General features: G+C 52.7%; 4 protein-coding genes. 2 read left to right on the top strand and 2 right to left on the bottom strand.

Annotated features, from left to right (window positions below; translation table 11 throughout):
- Positions 1-425 precede the first annotated feature (425 nt).
- A complete protein-coding gene (locus tag QZN75_RS06325; protein WP_292426232.1) occupies positions 426-1163 on the top strand; it encodes an ABC transporter permease in 738 nt (245 codons plus the stop codon).
- Between the two features lie 18 nt (positions 1164-1181).
- Positions 1182-2267: an ABC transporter ATP-binding protein gene (locus tag QZN75_RS06320; protein WP_292426229.1), complete on the top strand. Its 1086-nt coding sequence runs from the start codon at positions 1182-1184 to the stop codon at positions 2265-2267.
- A gap of 122 nt (positions 2268-2389) precedes the next feature.
- Here QZN75_RS06320 and QZN75_RS06315 read toward each other — a convergent pair whose 3' ends face one another.
- Together QZN75_RS06315 and fdhF are read right to left on the bottom strand one after the other, a co-directional pair.
- Entirely contained in the window at positions 2390-3643 is a 1254-nt protein-coding gene (locus tag QZN75_RS06315; RefSeq protein ID WP_292426226.1) for a Coenzyme F420 hydrogenase/dehydrogenase, beta subunit C-terminal domain, read from the bottom strand.
- A gap of 2 nt (positions 3644-3645) precedes the next feature.
- The coding region (gene fdhF / locus QZN75_RS06310) for a formate dehydrogenase subunit alpha (RefSeq protein ID WP_292426223.1) at positions 3646-5376 on the bottom strand (1731 nt) is incomplete at its 5' end.

Raw genomic sequence — 5376 nt, 5'->3', positions numbered from 1 at the left:
TATATTAACTGAATAATGTTATTTAGTCATTGTGATTTTCAGCCTCCAAATTGTAATTAAAGGCATTTAATTTAATCTTTTCAGCTTAACCCCTTATGAAAAAAATTAACATATATTGTGAATCAATATTTTTACATAAACATCCGACGTTGTTTTTAGGATTACATGGATCACGATCTACCGCCAGAACAAGCATTGGATAAAATGGGATTGTGTACCTTCTTTAGAAAAGGTCATTGTCCATCCATCATTGTGGAACAAAAGGGATTGAATTTATCAAAATTTTAATTTAAACTTCTTTGAAACATGTCCTGCCCTGTGTTGTTTACCAGGACTAGTGTTCCCAAACAGGATTTTTTATGTAATAATCGCTACGAAGAACATCACATATATTGATGAACGTAGTTAATTGATAGTTAGCGATTATGGTAAACGAAATTATAGATGGGTTTATTCAGGCGATCCAACTCATCGTATCCTTAAATCCCGAAGTGGTCGGGATAACGATTCTTACCCTCATTGTCTCGTTAACCTCCACATTTTTATCTGCCCTTATCTCCATTCCTGCCGGCGCTTACATCTACTGTCATGATTTTTTTGGAAAACGGCTGGTGATCAATATCATCCAGACCTTGTATGCCCTTCCGACCGTTCTTGCCGGACTTTTGTTGTTCCTGCTCCTCTCACATCAGGGACCGCTTGGTTTTCTCGATTTTCTTTTTACACCCCAGGGGATGATTCTTGCCCAGATGATTCTGGTCACACCACTTATTCTCGGTCTGACCATCACCGCCTTAAGCGGGATTGACAAGGATATGCGGCATTCCATACTATCCCTCGGGGCAACAAAATTCCAGGCTGTTGTTACCCTTATCCAGGAAGCCCGGTTTGCAATCCTTGCAGCAGTCATCCTGGGATTCGGTCGTGCCATCTCCGAAGTCGGAGCTGCCATGATCATCGGGGGAAACATCCGTGCATTTCCCGGTGACTTCCTCTCGGGAACGCGTGTCCTGACAACAGCCATCTCCCTCGAGACCTCGCAGGGCGATTTTTCGTTAGCGATTGCACTTGGATTGATCCTCCTTGGCGTGGCAGTGATCGTGAATGTTGGCCTGAATATGATCCAGTCGGGATCCCTGTGGAAAAATTCGTGGAACTCATAAAAAGGTGCACGGGATACCATGAGTACGAGCGCAATAGAGACACACACCCTCTTTAAGAACTATGATGGGCGGGATGTGATCCGGGACGTATCTTTCTCGATTCGATCCGGGGAGATCTTCGGGATTATCGGCCCAAGCGGTTCTGGCAAGAGCACGCTCCTGCGCCTTCTCGATCTTATTGAACAACCAACTGGGGGCAGGCTTACGATCTTTGGGACCGATGCCCTGGTCCCTGATGCGAAGTTCCCTCTCCGGCGGCGGATGGCGCTCCTTTCCCAGAAACCGGTTATCTTTAGCCGGTCGGTCTCTGATAATATTGCACTCGGTATGGAGTACCGCAGGAAGACAAAGCCCGAAATTTCCAAGGCCGTGACCGAGACCCTTGATGCGGTGGGGCTCGCTGGTTACGGCAAACGATCCGCACGCACACTCTCGGGGGGGGAGGGTCAGCGGATGGCGCTTGCCCGGGCTGTGGTAACCGAGCCGGAGATTCTCTTTCTCGATGAGCCGACCACAAATCTCGATCCGGTATCAGCAGAACGGATCGAGGAAATCATTATCCGGCTAAACCGCGAGAAGGGGATTACGGTCGTCATCTGCACGCATGACATGATCCAGGGGCAACGCCTGGCCCACCGGATCGGTGTCATCATGGACGGTGCTCTGCCCCAGGTGGGGACGACAAAAGAGATATTCCACCAGCCTACGACAACCAATATCGCCCGTTTTGTCGGTGTTAAAAATATGTATGCGGGCGTCATCACAGAAAACCATGACGGTGAAGCGATCATTGACGTTGCCGGAAAACCTATTGCCGCAGTCACTCCTTTTCTTCCACGAACAAAAGTCACTATCCTGTTCCGTGCAGAAGATGTGACACTCCACTTGGAGCAGAGCGTAAAAACCAGTGCCCGGAATGTGTTCCGTGGTATAATAAAAAATATGGTGCCCTCAGGGCCATTTGTCGATGTGATTGTTGATTGTGGTATTGACATCACAGCTCTTGTAACCATCCAGTCATCAGAAGATCTCGGGTTGACCCGGGGCATGAAATGCTGGGTGTCATTTAAGGCAACGGCCGTTCATGTGCTTGAGGAGCAGTGAACGGCGCGAACTGGCAGAATGCGCAATACAATTTTGTCTTGCGAAAAGACGGATTAACATGGCGGTAAAAATCGGCGGGTAATTTTTCTATCCGCCCGGATTTTCAGGACTAAAAAAAGATTTTAGTTCTTCGGCACCGGGCTGAACACGTTCTCGTAGATCATGTCGCTGCCAGTGTTTTTAAGCCGGGCCCGTTCCTGTTTTTCCTCAACATAGGCCATAAGCGGCAGTTCCATATTGACACCCGGGATATGACCGAACATCTTCTCAAGCTCGACCTGCTGGGCGTGCATGAATAATGCGTTCGGGATCTCCGACGGACAGACTTCCTCGCACTGGCCGCAGTTCACGCAGGAATCTGCGATGTGAGCATACCGAATCAGGTGGAACATAAAGCTGACCGGGAGTTCCCCGGGTGGGACGTAGACCGGGTTCTTCGTGGTGCAGTCGACACAGTAACAGATCGGGCACTGCTCGATGCACTGGTAGCACTTCATGCACCGGGACGTTTCGCTCATGATCTTCTTTAAGCGCTCCTTGCCGTCGCCAAGTCCTTCGAAGTCCTTCTTGCGCCACTTCTCGCCGAGCTTCATCATCGTGCCCTCGACTTTTCCCCGGATCTCGAGACCCTTCGGGTTTGCCGGTTCAGTCGCAAGGATACCCTTCTTTACGGCACCGTCAACAAGGGCTGCACCCTTCTCGGAGCAGACCTCGACAAAGGTTGCCTTGCCGGCTTTGGGCCCGATGACACCCCAGTTCCCGCAGGCGAGGTCGGCCTGACGGGGCACCTTCATCTTGCAGCGGCGGCAGTTGGCCCGGCGGCCGTAGCCTGCCTCTTCAAGTTCATCCATGGAGATACCCTTGTGTCCGCCTTCGTACTCGATGATGAACTGCCCTTTGTCGATCTCTTCCTTGTGGACCGTGTTCGGGTCGACCTCGAACTTGTTAGCAATCATCTTCCGTGCAGCGACCGGACTGACCGACCCCCCGCAGTTGACGCCGATCATGATAATCCGGTCAAGGTCGAGCTGCTTACGCTTGGCCAGTTCGTAGAATGCCATCGCGTCGCAGCCCTTGACGGTGACACCGATCTTTGTGTGGTGGGTGCCGCCAAGGTATTTCTTGATCAGTTTGGGCATCAGCAGGGTACCGCAGTGAAGCGAACCGGCGGTTTTTACAAGGTCTTTGGGGTCGGTGATGACGACCGGTTTTGCATCGTAGAGGTCAACGCCTTTTGTCACGGCAAGCACCGCGTCAACAGTCTTGGACTCAAGTGCATATTTCCAGAGTGAAGTGACAGCACCGCCAAGTTCCGCCTTCTTCTGGATCTCGGCGTCATTGGTCCAGGCATAGAGCATGTCGCCTTTCTTTACCATGTTCAGGCCTCCTTGACGATCTTCTCAACGGCAACGGCACAGTGCTTCAGCTCCGGCATCTTGGACAGCGGGTCGAGTGCTGTGTTGGTGAGGTTGTTCGCACCCTGGTCGAAGTGCATCGGCATGTAGAGAACTTTCGGGCCGACATCATCCGTCACACGTGCAATAGTGATCGTTTCACCACGGCGGCTGCGAACTTTGATCTTTTCGTGTTGCTTTATGCCGAGCTCTTTTGCATCCTGCGTGTTGATCTGGATATAGGACTCGGGTACCTCGTAGTGCAGCACCTCGCAGCGGTCCGTCTGGGTTCTTGTGTGGTAATGGAAGATACAACGTCCGGTCATGAGCGTGTAGGGATACTCTGCATCCGCCACTTCCGCAGGTGGGCGGTACTCGAGACCGAAGAAGGTTCCAAGGCCGTCAGGTGCCGAGAACCTCTCTTTGTGGAGGATCGGGGTTCCCGGGTGTTCGACCGTTGGGCAGGGCCAGTGAACGGACTCAGGCTTCTCCATCTTTTCATAGGTCGCCCCGAACATGGACGGGGTACATGCCCGCATGTCGTCCCAGACATCCTGTCCGGTCTTCCAGTCAAAGCCCTTAAGGCCCATTTTCTTTGCAAGCTCGCCAAAGATCATATAGTCGATCTTTGATTCGCCCGGGGCATCGACGGCTTTTCTGACGCGGTTGATGCGCCGCTCGCCGCTCGTGAACGTCCCGTCCTTCTCGGCAAAGCATGCGCCCGGCAGAATGACATCCGCGTACTGGCAGCTCTCGGTCCAGAAGATATCCTGTATGACACAGAAGTCGAGCTTCTCCAGCGATGCCTTCACATGGTTCGAATCGGGGTAGGAGACCACCGGGTTCAGGCCAAGGATATACATCGCCTTGATGGGATCCCCGCACTGGTTGATCTGCTCGGTTAAGGTCTGACCGTACCAGTCTGGCAGGCCTGTGACTCCCCATGCCTTCTCCATCTTTGCACGGTTTTCAGCTGATGAACAGGCCTGGTAACCGGAGTACACGTTCGGGTACGCGCCCATATCGCAGGCACCCTGCACGTTGTTCTGGCCGCGGAGCGGGTTCACACCCACACCCGGGCGTCCTATGTTGCCGCAGAGCATCGACAGGTTGGCCATCGAACGGACGTTATCGGTACCGGTGGTGAGCTCGGTGATACCGAGGCAGTAGATGATAACGGCGTTCTTTGCGGCTGCATATTTGAATGCAATCTCTTTTACCCGCTCTGTGGGGACACCGGTGATCTTCTCGACATCGGCATACTTCTCGACCATCTTTTTGAGGTCCTCAAAGCCCTTCGTGCGCTTCTCGATGAACTCCTTGTTCTGTTTGTTTTCCTTGATGATCCAGTACATCATAGAGTTGGCTAGCGCAATGTGCGTGGACGGGTTGAACCTTAACCAGTCATCCGCCAGCCGTGCCGTTGCGCTGTACCGCGGGTCAATGACAATGATCGGGATCCCCTTCTTCTTTGCCTGCATCACACGCCTGCCGGCCAGCGGGTGCGCTTCGACAACGTTCGAACCCCACAGGACGATCAGATCGGAGTTCAGGACATCTTCGAACGGGTTGGTGGCTGCACCTGACCCGAAGGACAGGGAGAGACCGGCAACAGACGGCCCATGGCAGATCCGGGCGCAGTTGTCGACATTGTTGGTCTTGAACGCGACCCGGGCCCACTTCTGCATCGCATAGCAGTCCTCGTTGACGGTACG

The sequence above is a fragment of the Methanoregula sp. genome, from assembly GCF_003170075.1.
Classification (GTDB): Archaea; Halobacteriota; Methanomicrobia; order Methanomicrobiales; family Methanospirillaceae; genus Methanoregula.
This window is presented reverse-complemented; position numbering and strand designations above follow the sequence as displayed.